Here is a 19,298-nt window from a genome sequence, read left to right as displayed (position 1 = left end):
AAAGGGGTTGGCGCGGAGGTCCGGTAAACCGCTTTCGAATGGGCGGTTCGTCAACATGACATTCGGCTTTGAACGTGTTAGAATATTACCGATGATTCGAAGTCTACAGTGAAAAGAGGTTGGTCGCATGAGTTTGGTACCTATGGTCGTCGAACAAACGAACCGCGGGGAGCGGTCGTACGACATCTACTCCCGGCTCCTCAAGGACCGGATTATCTTTCTCGGAAGCGCCATTGACGACGACGTCGCCAATCTCGTCATCGCCCAACTGCTTTTCTTGGCCGCTGAAGATCCGGAGAAGGACATCTCCTTGTACATCAATTCGCCCGGCGGTTCGGTGACGGCCGGTATGGGTATCTATGATACGATGCAGTTTATCAAGCCGGATGTGTCCACGATCTGCTGCGGGATGGCCGCCAGCATGGGTTCGCTTCTGCTTACCGCGGGAGCGAAGGGCAAGCGGTTCGCGCTTCCGAACAGCGAGATCATGATTCACCAGCCGCTCGGCGGGGTAAGAGGTCAGGCATCGGATATTAAGATTCACGCGGATTGGATTGTTAAGACGAAAGAAAAGCTGAACCGTATTTACGTCGATCGTACCGGGCAGCCGTACGACAAAATCGAGCGGGACACGGATCGCGACAATTTCATGAGTGCGGAGGAAGCATTGGCGTACGGTCTGATCGACCGCGTGATTTCCGCGCCCATTCCCGGTTAAAGGAGGGTTTCCATGTTTAAATTCAACGACGAGAAAGGCCAGCTTAAATGCTCGTTCTGCGGCAAGTCCCAAGATCAGGTCCGCAAGCTGGTGGCCGGACCCGGCGTCTATATATGCGACGAATGCATCGAGCTCTGCACGGAGATCGTGGAGGAAGAGCTGGGGCATGAGGAAGAACTGGACCTCAAGGACATTCCGAAGCCCAAAGATATTCGCAACATTTTGGACCAATACGTCATCGGCCAGGAGCAAGCGAAGAAATCGTTGTCCGTCGCCGTATACAACCACTATAAGCGCATCAATTCCCAATCGGCCAAGCTGGAAGACGTAGAGCTGCAGAAGAGCAACATCATGCTGATCGGCCCGACGGGCTCCGGCAAAACGCTGCTCGCGCAGACGATGGCCAAAATCCTCAACGTTCCTTTCGCGATCGCGGACGCCACTTCCTTGACGGAAGCCGGCTACGTAGGTGAAGACGTCGAGAACATTTTGCTCAAGCTGATCCAGGCAGCCGATTACGACGTAGAGAAAGCCGAACGCGGCATCATCTACATCGACGAAATCGATAAAGTCGCCCGCAAATCCGAGAATCCTTCGATTACGCGCGACGTATCCGGCGAGGGCGTTCAGCAGGCGCTGCTGAAAATCCTCGAAGGCACGGTCGCTTCCGTTCCTCCGCAAGGCGGACGCAAGCACCCGCATCAGGAATTCATCCAGATCGACACGACGAACATCCTCTTCATCTGCGGCGGAGCGTTCGACGGCCTGGAGCAAATCATCAAACGCCGCATCGGCAAGAAGGTCATCGGCTTCAGTTCGGCTCTCGAAGGCCAGAAAGAACTGAAACCGGGCGAATACCTGACGCTGGCGCAGCCGGAGGACTTGCTGAAATTCGGCTTGATCCCGGAATTCGTCGGCCGCCTGCCGGTCATCTCGACGCTGGAGCCGCTGGACGAAGGCGCTTTGGTCCGGATTCTGTCCGAACCGAAAAACGCACTCGTGAAGCAGTACCAGAAGCTGCTCGAGATGGACAACGTCAAGCTCGAGTTCGATAACGGCGCCTTGGAGGAAATCGCCCGCGAAGCCATCAAGCGCAACACCGGCGCTCGCGGCCTGAGGGCCATCATCGAAGGAATCATGCTCGACGTCATGTACGAGGTTCCATCGCGTGACGACGTCGTCAACTGCTTGGTGACCGAGAAGGTCGTCAAAGAGAAAATGATTCCCGAGCTCCAGACGAAGAAGGGCAAGAAAAAAGAAGAAAGCGCATAACGTTGGACAACATCCACCTCGCTCTCCAGCGAGGTGGTATTCGTATATCCGGGGAGAGAATCGTAGATGTTCAAGAGGACGGACACCGTTCCCGTGCGGGTGGGCAACCTCACGATCGGCGGGAACAACCAGGTCATCCTGCAAAGCATGTGCACGACGAAGACGGCGGACGTCGCCGCCACCGTGGCGGAGATCAAACGCTTAGAGGAAGCGGGCTGCCAAATCGTCCGCGTGACCGTCAACAACAAAGAAGCCGCCGAAGCGATCAAAGCGATCAAACGGGAGATTTCCATCCCCCTCGTGGCGGACATCCATTTCGATTATCGCCTGGCGCTGCTCGCCATCGAGAACGGCATCGACAAGGTGCGGATCAATCCGGGCAACATCGGACGCCGCGAGAAAGTGGAAGCCGTCGTTAAGGCCTGTAAGGAACGCGGCATTCCGATCCGGATCGGCGTGAACGCCGGTTCGCTGGAAAACCATTTGCTCGAGAAATACGGCTACCCCACGCCCGAAGCCATGGTCGAAAGCGCACTTTTCCATATCGGCATTTTAGAGGAATTGGATTTTCACGATATCATCGTTTCCTTGAAAGCATCGGACGTGCCGATGGCGATCGCAGCCTATACCCAAGCCGCGGAAGTCATCCGTTACCCGCTTCACCTCGGCATCACCGAAGCCGGGACGCTGTTCTCCGGCACGATCAAAAGCGCGGCCGGGCTCGGCGTGCTGCTGAACGCCGGCATCGGCAATACGATGCGGATTTCGCTCAGCGCGGATCCCGTGGAAGAAATCAAGGCGGCTCGCGAGCTGCTGAAGGTATTCGGTCTCATTTCGGACGCGCCTACTTTGATTTCGTGCCCGACGTGCGGCCGTCTGGACATCGATTTGTTCTCGGTGGCCAACGAGGTGGAGGACTATTTGTCCAAGCTGAAGGTGCCGATCAAGGTCAGCGTGCTCGGATGCGCCGTAAACGGTCCGGGGGAAGCTCGCGAAGCGGACATCGGCATCGCAGGCGCACGCGGGGAAGGCATGTTGTTCCGGTATGGCGAAATGATCCGCAAAGTGCCCGAAGCCGAGCTCGTTTCGGAGCTGAAACGGGAAATCGACCAGATCGCGGTCGCGTACAAAGAAACGGGCGTCATTCCCGGAAGGAAGCATTGATCGCCTTCGCAATCGGATCAAGATAACGAATAACCAGAACGACGAAAGGGAGTTTGCGCCTCGCGCAAGCTCCCTTTTCATGCTTATTTAGGTTGAGAGGGGGCGGTGATCGGCGGAATAACAGGGGCGGCGGAACCACGGACGTTTCTTTTTGCTCCCCTTCTCGCAAGAAGAAGCAAGGAAATCAAGCCGCAGACGATGCCGGCGATTCCGCTCAGCACCATCGCCCCATGCATACCGCCCGCGAACCAATCGGCGGTTTTGCCGCCTAGGATCTCAAGGGAATCGGCAGGGAGGCCTGCAGAACGCCAAGCCTCCGCGTTCAGATTGCCGGACGCCATCGTTTCCTGCAGCGGCGAACGCCATTCTTCAGGGATGGATAAAGAGGACATCCAGGCGTCGGAAGAGGCGCGGACGCGATCCGAGATGATCGTGCCCGATAGGGCGACGGCTACCACGGCGCTGATTTGGCGGAATGTATTGGCGATGCCGGAAGCCATGCCCGCCCTCTCCGGCGAGATGCCGTTCATGAGCGCCACGGTCGTGGACGTTCCGGCAAGCGATAAGCCTATCCCGAGAAGTAGAAGCGGCCAAGCGTATACGCCGAATCCGGATCCCGGCTCCAAAGAGGTCAACCAGAAGAGGGCCCCCCCGGCTGCGAAAGCGCCGATCGGGATCATTGCGACCGGAGGGATTTTCGCGGTAAGATTGCCGCCGATGGTCGTCATGACCATGATGGCCGCCGTTAGCGGAAGGAATCGCACCCCTGTTTCGAATGCGGTCAGGCCGTTCACGTTTTGCAGATAGAGCGTCATAACGAACATGACGGCGAATACGCCGAAAAACGAAAGGAAATTGACGAGGAGCGCGACCAGGAAAAGGGGCTGTCGGAACAGCGAGACGGGCAGAAGCGGGTCGCGAAAACGTCTTTCCCAAACCGCGAATGCGATGAGGGAAAGGAGAGCCCCCGCGAAGGAGGCGATGATCCCCGGATTGTCCCACCCGAGAGAATGGCTTTCGATCAATCCGTAGGATAAACAGGCAATCCCCGCGATGGAAAGGAATTGGCCGACGACGTCGAAGGAGCGCTTAGCTCTCACCGACGTTTCGGTCATCAGAACGGACAGCGTCAGGAACACCGCCGCACCGACCGGAACGTTCAGCCAGAACACGCTTTTCCAGCCGAAAGCTTCCACGAGCCAGCCGCCCGCGAGCGGTCCCGCGGCCAGCGCGATCCCCCCGATGCCGGCCCAAACTCCGATCGCCTTCGCACGCTCCGCCGGCGTGTCGAACGTCAGGCGGATGATGGCCAGGGATACGGGGATCATCAGCGCGCCGAACGCGCCTTGGACCGCCCGAGCCGCCAACAGGGAGGTCAGCGTCGACGATTCCGCGCACCAAACGGACGCGAGGGTAAAGCCGGCGAGTCCCGTTAGGAACATTTTTTTGTGGCCGACGATATCGCCGAGAGCCCCGGCGGCGAGCAGCAAGCAGGCAAACGGAATCGCGTAGGCGTCAACGATCCATTGCAGGCCCCGGATGCCGATTTCCATATCGGTTCGGATATCCGGAAGCGCGACGTTTACGATCATGAGGTCCAAATAAACCATGAATACCCCGAAGCAGAGAAAGAAGAAGGCCCAGCCTTTACGCGGCGAGGTCTCAATGTTTCCTTTCGGTTGAAGTTCCATTTCGGTTTCCTTCCTTCGGTTGCGATTCGAAAGACCGCGTCTTCCGTGTTTCCTATTGTAAAATTTGACAATGCATAATGTCTAATTTATGATTTTCATATCATTCATTAATTTCATTCATCAATGGAGGGCGACGAGAATGGAATTGGCCCAAATGCAATACTTCGCGGCTGTAGCGGAGCTGCAGCATGTGACCCGCGCGGCGGAAAAGCTGAACATCACGCAGCCCGCGCTCAGCCACTCGATCGCCAAGCTGGAGGAAGAGTTCGGGGTTCCTCTGTTCGAGAGGAGCGGAAGGAATGTCCAATTGAACCGCTATGGCGTCCTATTTGCTAAGACGGTTCGGAACGTGCTGCAGGAAGTGGAACGGGGAAAAAGGGAAATCGCCGAAATGGCGCATCCGGAGACGGGGACCGTCAGTCTGGCTTACCTGAATATTTTAGGTTCCGCTACCGTTCCGTCTATGGTGGGCTCCTTCAAGATGAGGCATCCCGGCATCCGGTTCGAGCTCGAGCAGGGAAACCAACAGCATATCCAGCGACTTATGGAAGCCGGACAATGCGACATGGCGCTGATTTCCCCGCCGTCCGGTACGCCCGGACATCGCTGGGTTCCCCTTTTCTCCCGAAAGCTGTACGCCGTCGTGCCCCATGTCCACCCGCTGGCCATGCGGGAGGAGATCCGGTTGAGCGAGTTGGATGGAGAAGCTTTCATCGAGCATAAATCGATTTGCGCGTTCCGGAAGATGTTGGACCAGCTGCTGGCGGAAACGGGATTCAAGCCGAATGTGCAGTACGAGGCCGATGATCTGCAAACCGTAGCCGGCTTCGTCTCGCAGGGGCTTGGGGTTTCCGTGCTGCCCGATTCCGACGGGCTGAGGAAAATGGAAGGCATGTCCTGGCTGGGGATTTCGGACTCTTCGTGCGTCTGCACGGTCGGTTTGGAATGGAAGGAAGGGAGATACGAGTCGCCGGCCGCGAAGCTGTTCCGGGACTATCTTTCCGGCGAATACGGCGAGAAACTTCGCCGGGCAAACTGACTATATCTTCCGGTATTCGGGCAATACTATCCAGTATAGGCCCGGATACCGGATTTTTTTCGCGTTTCCGGGGTGTTTGCCGGGGAGGAAGAGGATAATGAGCTTGAGCATGATTTTGATGCTGATTCAGGTGTTTTTCGCCGTCATCATCGGCATATATTTCTGGAACCTGCTGCGGAACCAGAAATCGAACCGGAGCGCGGTGGACCGCGAGTCCCGCAAGGAAATGGATAAGCTGCGGAAGCTGCGTTCGATTTCCTTGACCAAACCGCTGGCGGAAAAAACGCGGCCGGCTTCCATGAACGACTTGGTCGGGCAGAAGGAGGGCATCCGCGCCCTGAAAGCCGCGTTATGCAGCAGCAATCCGCAGCACGTACTCGTGTATGGGCCTCCGGGCGTCGGTAAAACAGCGGCCGCGAGGGTCATTTTGGAGGAAGCCAAGAAAAACCCGCTCTCTCCGTTCCGTCAGGACGCCAAGTTCACGGAGATCGACGCGACGACGGCCCGTTTCGACGAACGGGGCATCGCGGACCCGCTGATCGGTTCCGTGCACGACCCGATCTACCAGGGTGCCGGGGCGATGGGAGTCGCGGGCATTCCTCAGCCGAAGCCGGGAGCGGTCACGAAGGCGCACGGGGGCATCCTGTTCATCGACGAGATCGGCGAACTGCATCCGATCCAAATGAACAAGCTGCTCAAAGTGCTGGAGGACAGGAAGGTGTTCCTCGAAAGCGCCTATTACCATGCGGAAGATCCGAACATTCCGATGTACATTCACGATATTTTCCAAAACGGGCTGCCCGCCGATTTCCGTCTGGTCGGCGCGACCACCCGCTCGCCCAGCGAGCTGTCGCCGGCTCTCCGCAGCCGTTGCATGGAAGTGTATTTCCGGCCGCTGCTGCCGGATGAGATCGGTAAAATCGCGGAGAACGCGATCCAGAAAATCGGCTTCCAGCCGATGCCCGAAGCCGTGGAGGTCGTGAAACGTTATGCGACGAACGGCAGGGAAGCGGTGAACATCATCCAGCTGGCCGCCGGCTTGGCTTTGTCCGAGAACCGGACGTCGCTCGGCGCCGCGGACGTGGAATGGGTCGTCAACAGCAGCCAGCTCCCGCCGCGGCCGGACCGCAAAATCCCAACCGAGCCCCAAATCGGGCTCGTCAACGGGCTCGCGGTTTACGGGCCGAGCATGGGGGCTCTGCTGGAGATCGAAGTGACGGCGATTCCGGCCGTTCCCGGCCGGGGGCAATTCACGATTACCGGCGTCGTCGAAGAAGAAGAGCTCGGCGGCGGTCAGCGGACGCTTCGCCGTAAGAGCATGGCCAAAGGCTCGGTGGACAACGTTTTGACCGTGCTTAGACGTTATGGACTGCATCCGGAAAATTTCGACCTGCACATCAATTTCCCCGGAGGCACGCCGGTCGACGGTCCTTCCGCCGGGGTAGCGATGGCCGTCGCGATCGCATCGGCCATGACCAAGAGGCCGGTCGACAATAAGCTCGCGATGACCGGGGAAATCAGCATCCACGGACGGGTGAAGCCCGTAGGCGGCGTCATCGCCAAAGTCGAGGCCGCGTTCCAATCCGGGGCCGAAACCGTGCTCATTCCAAAGGAGAACTCGCAGGAGATTTTCGAAGGGCTGGAAGGCGTCAAGGTCATCCCGGTGGATCGGATGGAAGAGGTGTTCCATCACGTGTTCGGGGACCGCGTGACGATGGAGGAACCCGGAACCGTGTCGCAGGACTCCGCTATCGCGGCGGACGCGTTCGCCGCTACGCCGGCCGTCTCCGTGCTTCACGCCGGGCAGGCGGCGGGCGAACCGTCCCCGTTGGACGGAACGGGCCATCGGCGGGAAGCCCCTCTCGGCCCTTCCGCGGGGCTGCCGGCCCAGGGATAATCATGGCGCAGCCGACTTAAATGCCGTCCATTCGGACGGCTTTTTTTCGGCCGTTTAATCCCCGCCCCCGCAGGGGGAACCTATTCGGGATGCCGTCAAAAAGGACAGGCGATTTTGCGGCGCGGGGTCACATTTGGTACAATGACGGAAACAATTTCTTTCTCGTTCCAGAAGCGTTTCTTAAGGAGGTGCCGGACATGGGTTCGGGCAAAACGAGAAGCCGTTCTATTCCTTTGCTGCCCCTGCGCGGGCTGCTCGTGTATCCCAGCATGGTGCTTCATCTGGACGTCGGGCGGGAGAAGTCGGTTAAGGCGCTGGAGCAGAGCATGGTCGACGATCACATGATCCTTCTGTGTTCCCAATCGGAAGTGAACATCGAGGAACCGACGCACGACGATATCTACCGCGTCGGTACGGTCGCGAAAGTGCGCCAGATGCTCAAGCTGCCGAACGGAACGATCCGCGTGCTGGTGGAAGGCGTCCACCGTGCGGAGATCGAACAGTACTTGCCAAACGAACAATACTACGAAGTTCTGGCCAAGGAATTGCAGGAGACGGGAGAAGGGGATCCGGAGTTGGATGCCCTCATGCGGGCCGTCCTCAGCCAATTCGAGAACTACATCAACCTTTCGAAGAAGGTCACGCCGGAAACGCTCGCCGCCGTATCGGACATCGACCAGCCGGGCCGGCTGGCGGACGTCATCACGAGCCATCTGTCGCTGAAAATTAAAGATAAGCAAGACATTCTCGAGACGGTGAACGTCCGCTCCCGGCTCGAGAAAGTGCTCGATCTTCTGAACAACGAGCGCGAAGTGCTCGAGCTGGAACGCAAAATCAGCCAGCGCGTGAAGAAGCAGATGGAAAAAACGCAGAAGGAATACTACCTGCGCGAGCAAATGAAGGCGATCCAGAAAGAGCTGGGCGAGAAGGAAGGGCGCGCGGGCGAGGTCGAAGAACTCCGGAACCAACTGGAGGAAGCCTCGCTGCCGGAGAAAATCGCCGCCAAGGTCGAGAAAGAAATCGACCGGCTGGAGAAAATGCCCGCCTCCTCCGCCGAAGGAGCGGTCATCCGTACTTACGTGGAGTGGCTGCTGGCCCTTCCGTGGAACAAGCAGACGGAAGACGATCTCGACATCGCCAAGGCCGAGCAAATCCTGGACGAAGAGCATTATGGCCTGGAGAAACCGAAGGAACGGGTGCTCGAGTACTTGGCGGTCCAGAAGCTCGTGAAAAAACTGAAAGGTCCGATCCTTTGCTTCGTCGGCCCGCCGGGCGTCGGCAAAACTTCGCTGGCGAGATCGATCGCGAAGTCCTTGGGCCGCGAATTCGTTCGCATCTCGCTCGGGGGCGTCCGCGACGAGGCTGAAATCCGAGGACACCGCCGCACTTACGTGGGCGCGATGCCGGGCCGCGTCATCCAAGGGATGCGCACCGCCGGCACGCAGAACCCCGTTTTCCTGCTGGACGAAATCGACAAAATGGCGATGGACTTCCGCGGGGACCCGGCGTCCGCGCTCCTCGAGGTGCTGGACCCGGAGCAGAACGCCACGTTCAGCGACCACTACATCGAAATGCCGTTCGACCTGTCCAACGTCATGTTCGTGACGACGGCCAACGTCGTGCATAACATCCCGCGGCCGCTGCTGGACCGCATGGAGCTGCTTACCGTACCGGGATACACCGAGCTGGAAAAGCAGAAAATCGCCGAGCAGCATCTGCTGCCGAAGCAGAAGCGGGAGCACGGGCTGGAGGAATCGCAGCTGGACGTGAAGCCCGAAGCCGTCCTTACGCTCATCCGGGAATACACCCGGGAGTCCGGCGTCCGCAACATGGAGCAGCAGCTGGCTTCCATTTGCCGCAAGGCGGCCAAGGAGATCGTGGCGAATCCGGAATCGGCTCCGATCGCGGTCGACGTCGCCAAGCTGAAGGAATACCTAGGCCCGCCGAAGTTCCGTTACGGCATGGCGGAGCAGGAAGACCAGATCGGCGCCGTCACGGGACTCGCCTGGACGGAAGTCGGCGGCGACACGCTGGTCATCGAAGTCACCGTGATGCCGGGCAACGGCAAGCTGACCCTGACGGGCAAACTCGGCGACGTCATGAAAGAGTCGGCTCAAGCCGCGTTCAGCTATACCCGCAGCCGGGTGAAGGAGCTCGGGATCGCTTCGGACTTCCACGAGAAGAACGACATCCATATCCATATTCCCGAAGGGGCGATCCCCAAAGACGGCCCGTCCGCCGGGATCACGATGGCGACCGCGCTGATTTCGGCCCTGACCAACCGGCCGGTCTCCCGCGAAGTCGCGATGACGGGGGAAATCACGCTGCGAGGCCGCGTGCTTCCGATCGGCGGCTTGAAGGAGAAATCCTTGGCTGCGCATCGGGCCGGCATCCGCAAAGTGCTGATTCCGAAGGACAACGAGCGCGACCTGCGGGATATACCGGACAGCGTGCGGGAAGCGATGACGTTCGTGCCGGTTTCGCACATGGACGAAGTGCTGCTTCACGCGCTGACCGATCCGATCTTGATCGCACCGCCGCCCGTCGGCAGCGACCCCGTCGCGCTGGAAACGACCCCGGATGCGCCGATTCCGGCGACCGTGGAATCCGAGACCGAAGACGGGCCGCCGCTCGGCACTCACTGACGCCAAACCGGAAGGACGTTCCTTTTCCATGAAAATCAAAACAAGCGATTTCGTCATCAGCGCGGCCGGCGAGAGCCAATTTCCGGAGGACGGTTTGCCGGAGGTGGCCCTCGCCGGCCGTTCCAACGTCGGCAAGTCTTCCTTGATCAACAAAATGCTGCTGCGACGCAACCTGGCCCGCACGAGTGCGCAGCCGGGCAAAACGCAGACGCTGAACTATTACCGAATCAACGAAGTTCTTTACTTCGTCGATTTTCCGGGATACGGCTACGCCCGTGTGGCCAAAACCCAACGGGAAGCGTGGGGCAAGCTGGCGGAGCGTTACTTGCGCGACCGGGAGCCGCTCAAGCTCGTGCTGCAGCTCGTGGACTTGCGCCACCCGCCGTCGGCTGAAGACCGGAACATGTTCGCCTGGTTGTCCCACTACGGCATCCCGATGTGCGTGGTCGCGACCAAGGCGGACAAAATTTCCCGCAACCAAATCCCGAAGCACGCCAAGATCGTCCGCCAAACGCTCGGCATGCCGGGCCACTTTCCGCTCGTCGTGTTTTCGTCGGAAACGGGCCAAGGAAGGGATGAATTATGGAGCATCATCGCGCAAGCGGCCGGAATCGCGAGTGAGTCCCCTTCTGAACCCCATAAAGTACCGCAGGAAACAGAGGATAACGCGTAAAACTTCGGGCGGATGCCGGGAGGAATCGTTTTTTACGGGTTTTTTGCGGGAAAATCGCGGCTGGGACGCGAGAAACGGCCGAAGGATTATCATATAATAAAGGTGGGTAACAAGTATTGAAGGTTTGACAAACGCGCAACACAATGGGAATTGAGGAGATTTTTATGGCTCAACGGGTAGCCACGGAGTATGTCAATGCCAATCTGACCGTGCCGGAAACCGATATGCCGAGGCTTCTTGCCTTGTGCGGAGCCCAGCAGCTTCGCCTGCAGGTGTTCGTTCTGGAGAACGGCAATCAGGAGGTCGTCCTGGAGGACGACGCGGGCGGCGAATCTATCCGCTTAACCTTTGAGCGTTCCGAAGGGAACTACCGTTGCCGGCTGACCTGCAGGGTCGTGCAGCCCAAACTGACGAACGTCCTTCGCAAAATGGTTTCTGCCTTCAAGGGCGACGCGGTCGTCAACCGGATTTACGAAGGCTTTACGATGGTGTACCACTATATGCAGGGCGCGGTCATCCGGATCGCCGAATGCAAAGGGAACGCCGTACGTACCGTGTTCGAATACCGCGACACGCTCGGAAGAATGGAAGCCCAGTTCCAACTTTGTTCCGTCGAAGAAGAGATCGGAAGGCTGAAGCAGTCGGTCAACGAGCTGTTGGATCGGCGCAATCGCGCTGCGGACCCCGGAAGTATCCGTGAAATCGACGAACGGTTGAAGTACCACAGCCGCCTGCTGTTCGTTCTGGAAGCTTAAAATACTCTCATATTGCCTCATCGCAGGAGCCGCCGAGTGCGGCTCTTCTTATTTTGGGCAGGCCGCGAAGCCCCCGAAAACCGCATGGGGTGGACGTTGCGGGCGCCGGGGAAACCGAAGATCCGAAAAACGGGCTAACGCCAAGCCCGGCGCGGGTTGGACGGGGGTAAAACTGTCTAAAAAAAGTTGTTGCAATTCAGGGCGATAGATGTTATTTTTATTTTCGTTGACAACACAATAGGAACCAGGATTCACTCAGGAACGGAATGCGATGAGAGAGCAAATTCCCTCGAGAAGTGAATGACGTAGGTCCTAGCGGATGAAATCAGCTTCACATTTTATTCCTAGGAAGGGGGAACCGAAAGATGGAATACTCTACTTTCGGACGGCACGTTGCGGTGGACACTTGGGGAGTAAACTTCGATACGTTGAACAACGCCGAACTTCTCCAATCGCACATGGTCGAGGCAGCCGAAGCTTGCGGCGCCACCGTTCTATCGGTTCAAGCCAAACAATTCGAACCTCAAGGGGCAACGGTTCTGGTTCTGCTTTCGGAGAGCCATCTCTCGATTCACACGTATCCCGAGAAAGGTTTTGCCGCCATCGATTGCTACACCTGCGGCGAAACGGTCGATCCGCAAGCGGCGATCGATTATCTCGTTGGCGTCTTGAAGCCTGAGCGCACTTACGCGAAAAAACTCGTTCGCGGCCTGGGTGAAATGCAAGTCGAAGAGCCGGTCATGAAACAGGTCGAGCTCGTATAACCCGAACATACGATGAGAAGGCCATGAGGATCCCCCTCATGGCTTTTGGTTTTCTTCGGGAATATCCTGCTAATAAGGCGTCGACAATAGAAAAGGGGCGAAGCTCCGTTTTCATAAACTTTTCAAATTTGCGGCGTGAGCCGGGTTGTCGAAAGTGGTATAATGAGGCTTGACCTTAAGCGGGTCTGCATCCTTCGAGAAAGGCGGTGAATGCTCATGCATCTGATTGTCGTCGGCTTGAACTACCGGACGGCCCCCGTGGAAATCCGGGAACGTTTCGCGCTTGCGGAAGGCGATACGCTCGAGGCGCTTCAGTCGCTCAAAAAGACGACGGGCATTCTCGAAGGCGTAATCGTCGCGACCTGCAATCGTACGGAAATTTACGTAGTGGTGGATCGCCTGCATTTGTGCGGCCATTACGTGCGGGCATTCATGGAGCAATGGTTCCAAATTCCGAGGCAGGAATTCAACAAACATTTATATATGCACGAAGACGATCAGGCGGTGGAACATTTGTTCCGCGTCACCAGCGGGCTCGATTCGATGGTGCTGGGCGAGACGCAGATCCTGGGCCAAGTTCGGGACGCGTTCCTCCAGGCGCAGGAGAACGGGACCACCGGCACGATTTTCAACCGGCTGTTCAAGCAAGCGGTCACGCTGGCCAAGCGGGCGCACTCCGAAACCTCGATCGGCGAAAACGCCGTCTCCGTCAGTTATGCGGCGGTGGAACTGGGCAAGAAAATTTTCGGCCGATTTACCGATAAGACGGTCATGATCGTCGGCGCGGGCAAAATGAGCGAGCTGACCGCACGCCATCTGCACGCGAACGGCGCGAAGAAAGTATTCGTCGCGGGACGTACGGTTTCCCGCGCCGAGGAACTCGCAGGCAAGTTCGACGGGACGGCGCTTTCCATGGAAGAGGCGCTCAGCCGCTTGGATGAAGCCGATATCGTGATCAGCAGCACCGGCGCGGAACGGTTCGTCCTGGAGCGCGGCGCGATCGAGCAGGCGATGGCCAAACGCAAGAAACGTCCGCTTTTCCTGATCGACATCGCCGTGCCGCGGGATATCGATCCTGCATGCGGAGACATTCCGAACGTTTTCCTTTACGATATTGACGACCTTGAAGGGATCGTCGAAGGGAACCTGGAGAAACGCCGCAAGGAAGCGGCGGTCATCGAAGCAATGATCTCCGAAGAGCAAGAAGCGTACCGCGAATGGTTCGCGACGCTCGGCGTCAGCCCGCTCATCCGCGCCCTGCAGGAGAAGGCGGCCGCCATCCAGGAAAGCACGTTGGAGAGCATGCTCCGCAAGCTTCCGGATTTGGATGACCGGGAGCAGAAGGTGATCCGCAAACTGACCAAGAGCATGGTGAACCAAATGATCCACGACCCCATCCTTCGCATCAAGGAGCTTGCGGCGGAGAAGAAGGGCGAGGAAGCGATGAAGCTGTTCGTCCAGCTGTTCTCCTTGGAGGATGAGGTTTCCAAGCTGAAGGAAGAAGCCGTTAGCGAGCGCAAGTCCCGCAAGGAAAACGAATCCCAGGAGCCTGCCGGCGCCGTTCGCGAATTGGAGACGCTGCTCGGCCGGCTGGCGGGCGCACTCCAGTAGAATCCGGCAGCCGGTTGCAACCGGCTGACCCGAGTCCAGGGGAGGCGCTGCCCCATGTTGACGCAAGACTGGTTGACCGATGCCGTACTTTACGTATATGCCCTGAGCTTGCTTTTCTTCGCGTCCGACGCCGCATCCGGCAGCCGGAGCGCGAGAAAAGCGGGAACAGGGCTGCTTGTTTTCGTCTGGGTCTTGCAGACGATCTTCCTGATCTTGCTGCTGATCCAGCGTTTTTCGGTGGCGGAGCTTTCGCTCAAGGACTTTTTATTTTTCGTTTCTTGGCTGCTGGTGTCGCTGTCCTTCCTTGTGAACCGCTGGCTTCGGGCCGAGCTGCTCGTGCTGTTCGTCAATGTCGTCGGATTCGCGGTTTTGGCCATGAACCTGCTGCAGCGGCCGCACCGGAACTTCGTTCTTTCCTCTTGGGAGGCGGCCAAACGGCTGCTCGTCGTGCATATCGGCCTCATTACCGTTTCGTTCGCCGTGTTGACCGTCGCCGCGATTTTGGGAGGCATGTATCTCTTCTTGCACGAGCGCCTGAAGAAAAAGCGTTGGACGCCGGTTCTCAGCCGGATGCCCAGCTTGGAGCTCATCGACCGGTACGCTTTCCGGGCGGGGTTGATCGGGGTTCCGCTGCTGTTCCTGTCCTTGTCGACCGGAACGGCGGCTTTGCTGCTCGACGGCAGGGCGCGTTCCCTGCTGGACGAGAAAGTGCTCCTCTCCTTCGCCGCCGGAATCCTTTACGTCGTCTACCTGCTGCGGAGAACCGCATCCGGAGATGACGGAACGAAGGTGGCGCGTTGGAACCTGATCGGATACGCGCTGCTTGTGGCCGCGTTTTTCGCCAATTCCGTTTCGGCGTTCCATCGCTGGATGTAAGGAAGGGGGAGGCGCTGATGGCGGAATGGTATCCGGTCATGCTTCGCATGGAAGGGAAACTGGCCGTCGTGATCGGAGGGGGGCCTGTGGCGGAGCGAAAAGTCTGCGGCCTGCTCGAAGCGGGCGCGCAGATACGCGTCGTCAGTCCCGAGCTGACGGAAGGCTTGCGGACGCTGGCGGAAGTGGGGCGGCTGGAGTGGCGGCAGAAAGAAGCGGAAGCCTCGGATCTTGCGGGGGCGACGCTGGTGTTTGCCGCTGCGGGCAGTTCCGAGGCGAACCTGCGGATCACGGCCGCGGCTGCGGCGTCCGGTATCCCGGTCAACGCGGCGGAAGACGGAGAGGCCGGCGATTTCATCTTACCGGCGGTGCTGCGGCGGGGGCGTTTCATCCTCACGGCCAGCGTTTCCGGCGCCGGGCCGGCTCTCGCTTCCCGCGTCGTAAGGGAATTGGAAACGCGGTACGGACCGGAATATGCCGAATATGCCGACGAGTTGCGCCGGATTCGGCGAATCGTGAAAGAGCGTGTTTCCAGCCGTGAGGAGAGGCGAAGACTTTTGGCCGCGGCGGCTGAGACGGACGCGCTCGAAGAATGGCGGACGACCGGCATCGCGGCCGAACCGGACCGCCTGCTGGAACGGCTCAGGGATCGGGCCGGTTCCGGACAAGACAGAGAGAAAAGGTGAGGAGCTAATCATGCGCAAAATCATCGTCGGTACGCGTCAGAGCGCGCTCGCGTTAACGCAAACGGGACAAACCGTGGATTCCCTTCGCGAAGCGTCGAAGGCCGCGGGCTTGTCTTACGAATTCGAATTGAAGCCTATCGTGACCCGCGGGGACCGCATACTGGACGTTACGCTGTCCAAGGTCGGCGGTAAGGGACTTTTCGTAAAGGAGATCGAGCAAGCCTTGCTGGACGGAGAGATCGACTTGGCGGTACATAGCCTGAAAGACATGCCGTTCGAGCTGCCGGAAGGGCTGACGCTGGGCGCGATCCCCAAACGGGAAGATCCCCGGGATGCCTTCATCGGCAGAACCGCCTCCTCGCTTGAAGAGCTTCCGTCAGGAGCCAGGGTCGGCACCAGCAGCCTGCGGCGGGGAGCGCAGCTGCAAGCGGCGAGGCCGGATCTTCGCATCGAGTCGATCCGCGGAAATATCGATACGCGTCTCCGCAAGTTGGAGGATGATGGGCTCGACGCCATTCTGTTGGCCGCGGCCGGCCTCCATCGCATGGGATGGAAAGAGCGGATCGACTCCTACTTGCCTCCGGAAGTATGCCTTCCTGCGGTCGGCCAGGGAGCTTTGGCGATCGAGTGCCGTTCGGATGACAAGGTGGTGCTGAACCTGCTCTCGTTGATCCATGATCCGGTCACGGCCAAAGCCGTTGAAGCCGAACGCCGGCTGCTCGGCCTGCTGAACGGGGGATGCCAGGTGCCGATCGGCGCCTACGCCGTCATCGGTCAGGACGACCCGGCGAACGGTGAGGTTTCACTGACGGGCATGGTCGCGTCGCCGGACGGCACCCGCATCCTGAAGGAAACGGCGTCGGGGACGGACCCGTCCGAAGTCGGCCAGAAGGTGGCGGAAGCCCTGCTTGCAAGGGGAGCGGACGCGATTTTGGCGGAAGCGAGGGAATAGAGAAGATGGCCATGGGGAAAGTGTATCTGGTCGGCGCGGGACCGGGAGATCCTAAGTTGATCACGTTGAGGGGGCTCGAAGCCCTGAAGCGTTCCGACTGCGTCGTGTACGACCGGCTGGCGGGACCGCAGCTGCTGAACCGGGCGCGTCCCAGCGCCGAATTCATTTACGTCGGCAAGCTGCCGGACCGCCATACGATGAAGCAGGAGGAAATCAACCGGCTGCTCGTGGATTTGGCGCTTCAAGGCAAAACGGTCGTGCGCCTCAAAGGCGGAGATCCGACGGTGTTCGGCCGTGTGGGGGAAGAGGCCGAGCTGCTCCGAAAGAACGGCGTTCCGTATGAAATCGTTCCGGGCATCACGTCCGCGATCGCTGTGCCGGCTTATGCGGGGATTCCCGTGACGCACCGTGATCTGGCCTCATCCTTTTCCGTCATTACCGGACACGAAAGCCCCGACAAGCTCGACCGATCCATCCAATGGGACAAAGTCACGAACGCCACCGGCACCTTGGTTTTCCTCATGGGCGTCTCGAAAATCGGCTATATCGCGGAGCAGCTCGTCAAATACGGCAGGCCGCCCGAGACGCCGGTCGCCCTGGTTCGCTGGGGCACGAGGGCGGAACAGCGGACGCTGACCGGCACGCTGTCCGATATCGAAGAGAAAGTGAAGGCCGCGGGCTTTGAGCCGCCCGCGGTGATCGTCGTGGGCGAGGTCGTGCGCCAGCGGGAAACGCTCGCCTGGATCGAGAAGAAGCCGCTCTTCGGCACTCGGGTGCTCGTCACCCGGGCGCGTTCCCAGGCGAGCGAGTTGACGGACAAGATCGACGATTTTGGCGGCGAGCCTTACGAATTCCCGGTGATCGAAACCCGGATGCCGGAGTCGGACGCCGCGGTTCAAGCCGTGAAGGATGCGATCGGCGCCGCGGAAACGTATGATTGGGTTCTCCTGACCAGCGTGAACGGGGTGGAATATTTCTACCGCTGGCTGGATTTGTGCGGAATCGATATCCGGAGGTTCCACCGCGCCCGCTTCGCCGCCGTCGGGCCCAAAACGGCGGAAGCGCTGGCGGCTCGCGGCTTGCGTGCGGACGTTCTGCCCGAGAAGTTCCTGGCGGAGGGACTGCTGGAAACGTTGGCCGGCGAAATGAAAGCCGGCCAGAGGGCGCTGCTGCCGAGAGGGGACCTTGCCCGGGAAACGCTCCCGAGGGAATTGGAGAAACGCGGCGTGGAAGCGGTGGAAATCGACGTGTACGAAACCGTCCAGGCGGACAGCCAGGATCCTTTTCTTCTGGAAATGCTGGAGACCGGGGAAATCCACGCCGTCACGTTCACGAGCTCGTCCACCGTCACCAACCTGCTTCAAGCCCTCAGGCGATTGGGCGCGGAGAATCCGGCCGCGCTGCTGGACGGCGTGGACATCGCCTGCATCGGACCGATTACTGCGCGGACCGCGGAGGAGAACGGACTGAAGGTGACGGCCGTCGCGGAAAGCTCGACGATCGACGGCTTGGTCGACGTATTATGCAAGCTTAGGCAACAGAGAGGAGATTGAACAGCATGACATACCCGAATACAAGACATCGCAGGCTTCGCGGCTCGGCCGCGCTCCGGAGCATGGTGAGGGAAACTTCGCTCAGCGCGGACGACTTCATCGCGCCGATCTTCATCGCGCGGGGTACGGGGGTCAAGCAGGAGATTTCGTCGATGCCCGGCGTATACAACTGGTCGCTGGACAGGATGGGTGAAGAGCTGTCCCAACTGGCCCGGCTGGGCATTCGGGCGGTGCTCGTGTTCGGCGTTCCGGATCCTTCGGAGAAAGACGCTCTGGGCGCCTGCGCATACGACGAGCAAGGCATCGTGCAGGAAGCGATCCGCCGCATCAAGGCGGAATATCCGGAACTGCTCGTCGTGGCGGACACCTGCTTGTGCGAGTTCACCGACCATGGCCATTGCGGCGTCGTGCACGACCACGGGGGAGTCGCCGTCGTCGACAACGACGAGTCGCTGAAGCTGCTCGTGCAGACGGCGGTATCGCAGGCTCAGGCCGGCGCGGACATCATCGCGCCTTCCAACATGATGGACGGCTTCGTCGCCGCCATCCGCGAAGGGCTGGACGAAGCCGGCTTCGTGAACGTGCCGATCATGTCCTACTCGGTCAAATACTCCTCGGCTTATTACGGTCCTTTCCGCGAAGCCGCCCAATCGGCGCCGCAATTCGGCGACCGCAAGTCGTATCAGATGGATCCGGGCAACGCGCGCGAAGCGCTTCGCGAAGCAAGATCTGACGTGGAGGAAGGCGCCGACTTCCTGATGGTCAAGCCCGGCCTTGCCTATCTGGATATCGTCCGCGCCTTGCGGGAGCGGTTCGACCTGCCGCTCGTCGTTTATAACGTGAGCGCCGAATATTCGATGGTCAAAGCGGCCGCGATGCAAGGGTGGATCGACGAGAAGGCGATCGTGCTCGAGACGCTGCTCGGCATGAAGCGCGCCGGCGCCGATTTGATCATCACGTACCACGCTAAGGACGCGGCGCGCTGGATGAACGGCCAGGCTTAAC

General features: G+C 59.4%; 16 protein-coding genes. 15 read left to right on the top strand and 1 reads right to left on the bottom strand.

Annotated elements, in window-relative coordinates; translation table 11 throughout:
• Positions 1-127 precede the first annotated feature (127 nt).
• From clpP to ispG, 3 genes are all read left to right on the top strand, one after another.
• Positions 128-718: an ATP-dependent Clp endopeptidase proteolytic subunit ClpP gene (gene clpP / locus EAV92_RS12045; protein WP_123041320.1), complete on the top strand. Its 591-nt coding sequence runs from the start codon at positions 128-130 to the stop codon at positions 716-718.
• A 12-nt stretch (positions 719-730) separates the two neighbouring features.
• Complete coding sequence (gene clpX, locus EAV92_RS12040) at positions 731-1,990, top strand: ATP-dependent protease ATP-binding subunit ClpX (protein ID WP_123041319.1); 1,260 nt, start codon at positions 731-733, stop codon at positions 1,988-1,990.
• Between the two features lie 66 nt (positions 1,991-2,056).
• Complete coding sequence (gene ispG, locus EAV92_RS12035; protein ID WP_123041318.1) at positions 2,057-3,154, top strand: flavodoxin-dependent (E)-4-hydroxy-3-methylbut-2-enyl-diphosphate synthase; 1,098 nt, start codon at positions 2,057-2,059, stop codon at positions 3,152-3,154.
• Positions 3,155-3,237: 83 nt separating this feature from the next.
• Here the strand turns inward: ispG and EAV92_RS12030 are convergent, their stop codons facing one another.
• The gene (locus EAV92_RS12030; RefSeq protein ID WP_123041317.1) at positions 3,238-4,845 is read right to left on the bottom strand and encodes a DHA2 family efflux MFS transporter permease subunit; all 1,608 of its coding nucleotides are present in this window, start codon (positions 4,843-4,845) and stop codon (positions 3,238-3,240) included.
• Positions 4,846-4,984: 139 nt separating this feature from the next.
• On the opposite strand from EAV92_RS12030, the gene EAV92_RS12025 reads away from it, so the two are divergent.
• The 12 genes from EAV92_RS12025 (at position 4,985) to hemB (ending at position 19,297) form a co-directional block, all read left to right on the top strand.
• A complete protein-coding gene (locus EAV92_RS12025; RefSeq protein WP_164472745.1) occupies positions 4,985-5,884 on the top strand; it encodes a LysR family transcriptional regulator in 900 nt (299 codons plus the stop codon).
• A gap of 97 nt (positions 5,885-5,981) precedes the next feature.
• The gene (gene lonB / locus EAV92_RS12020; protein ID WP_123041315.1) at positions 5,982-7,781 is read left to right on the top strand and encodes an ATP-dependent protease LonB; all 1,800 of its coding nucleotides are present in this window, start codon (positions 5,982-5,984) and stop codon (positions 7,779-7,781) included.
• A gap of 197 nt (positions 7,782-7,978) precedes the next feature.
• Positions 7,979-10,426 carry an endopeptidase La gene (gene lon / locus EAV92_RS12015; protein WP_123041314.1) on the top strand — a complete coding sequence of 816 codons (2,448 nt, stop codon included), beginning with the start codon at positions 7,979-7,981 and terminating at the stop codon, positions 10,424-10,426.
• 28 nt (positions 10,427-10,454) lie between these two features.
• A complete protein-coding gene (yihA, locus tag EAV92_RS12010; RefSeq protein WP_123041313.1) occupies positions 10,455-11,099 on the top strand; it encodes a ribosome biogenesis GTP-binding protein YihA/YsxC in 645 nt (214 codons plus the stop codon).
• A gap of 164 nt (positions 11,100-11,263) precedes the next feature.
• Positions 11,264-11,854, top strand: a complete 591-nt coding sequence (locus EAV92_RS12005; RefSeq protein ID WP_123041312.1) for a non-ribosomal peptide synthetase module — start codon at positions 11,264-11,266, stop codon at positions 11,852-11,854.
• Between the two features lie 365 nt (positions 11,855-12,219).
• The gene (speD, locus tag EAV92_RS12000; RefSeq protein ID WP_123041311.1) at positions 12,220-12,618 is read left to right on the top strand and encodes an adenosylmethionine decarboxylase; all 399 of its coding nucleotides are present in this window, start codon (positions 12,220-12,222) and stop codon (positions 12,616-12,618) included.
• 216 nt (positions 12,619-12,834) lie between these two features.
• The gene (gene hemA, locus EAV92_RS11995; protein ID WP_123043700.1) at positions 12,835-14,229 is read left to right on the top strand and encodes a glutamyl-tRNA reductase; all 1,395 of its coding nucleotides are present in this window, start codon (positions 12,835-12,837) and stop codon (positions 14,227-14,229) included.
• A gap of 54 nt (positions 14,230-14,283) precedes the next feature.
• A complete protein-coding gene (locus tag EAV92_RS11990) occupies positions 14,284-15,105 on the top strand; it encodes a cytochrome C assembly family protein (protein WP_123041310.1) in 822 nt (273 codons plus the stop codon).
• Positions 15,106-15,122: 17 nt separating this feature from the next.
• A complete protein-coding gene (locus EAV92_RS11985; RefSeq protein WP_123041309.1) occupies positions 15,123-15,788 on the top strand; it encodes a precorrin-2 dehydrogenase/sirohydrochlorin ferrochelatase family protein in 666 nt (221 codons plus the stop codon).
• A gap of 10 nt (positions 15,789-15,798) precedes the next feature.
• Positions 15,799-16,740, top strand: coding sequence for a hydroxymethylbilane synthase (gene hemC, locus EAV92_RS11980; protein ID WP_123041308.1), 942 nt, complete (start codon positions 15,799-15,801; stop codon positions 16,738-16,740).
• A gap of 5 nt (positions 16,741-16,745) precedes the next feature.
• Entirely contained in the window at positions 16,746-18,293 is a 1,548-nt protein-coding gene (gene cobA, locus EAV92_RS11975) for a uroporphyrinogen-III C-methyltransferase (RefSeq protein ID WP_123041307.1), read from the top strand.
• A gap of 5 nt (positions 18,294-18,298) precedes the next feature.
• The gene (gene hemB / locus EAV92_RS11970) at positions 18,299-19,297 is read left to right on the top strand and encodes a porphobilinogen synthase (RefSeq protein WP_123041306.1); all 999 of its coding nucleotides are present in this window, start codon (positions 18,299-18,301) and stop codon (positions 19,295-19,297) included.
• Position 19,298 lies beyond the last annotated feature (1 nt).

Origin of the sequence: Cohnella candidum, from assembly GCF_003713065.1 — a bacterium.
GTDB classification, from domain to species: Bacteria; Bacillota; Bacilli; order Paenibacillales; family Paenibacillaceae; genus Cohnella; species Cohnella candidum.
The sequence above is the reverse complement of the archived record's forward strand: the minus strand, read 5'-3'. Positions and strand labels throughout refer to the sequence as shown.